This window comes from Rhizobium grahamii CCGE 502 (genome assembly GCF_000298315.2).
Classification (GTDB): domain Bacteria; phylum Pseudomonadota; class Alphaproteobacteria; order Rhizobiales; family Rhizobiaceae; genus Rhizobium; species Rhizobium grahamii.
Genome location: NZ_AEYE02000071.1, coordinates 1 through 418 on the forward strand (window position 1 = coordinate 1; position 418 = coordinate 418).

Sequence of the window (418 nt, forward strand, 5' to 3'; positions counted from 1 at the left end):
CCCGCGGAGCATGTCCATTGCCAACATGCCAGTCCATCAGATCCCGAAACAGGCTCAGTGAGCGCCACGTGCATTGCCGACCCAAACCTTCGTTCGACATTTTGGCGGCGTAAACGCCCGCAAACTCCCGATACGGACCGTAGACCAGCTTCCGGTATAAGGCGCTGCGATTCAAATAGTCAGTTGCGTTCATGTGTCCTCTCCTTCGCGTCAATTGCGACGGAGAGACCCTAAACTATGCCGACTGGCTGCCCGCTATGGTGCCGGAAACGTTGGCAAAAAGTTGATTAATCGGCATAGTTCGACGGTCGGCATAAACAGCTAAAATGAACAACGTCGATCCGCTCGCCTGGCTGACACAGACCTTAGTTCGCATGGCCAACGGATGGCCCGCGCAGGATATCGACGCTCTGATGCC

At 55.5% G+C, this 418-nt stretch carries 2 pseudogenes; one reads left to right on the forward strand and one right to left on the reverse strand.

Features of this window, described 5'->3' with window-relative positions:
* Nucleotides 1-193: pseudogene (locus RGCCGE502_RS37825) on the reverse strand (integrase); the annotation flags it as partial.
* 124 nt (nucleotides 194-317) lie between these two features.
* On the opposite strand from RGCCGE502_RS37825, the pseudogene RGCCGE502_RS36465 reads away from it, so the two are divergent.
* A pseudogene (locus RGCCGE502_RS36465) lies at nucleotides 318-418 on the forward strand (transposase domain-containing protein); the annotation flags it as partial.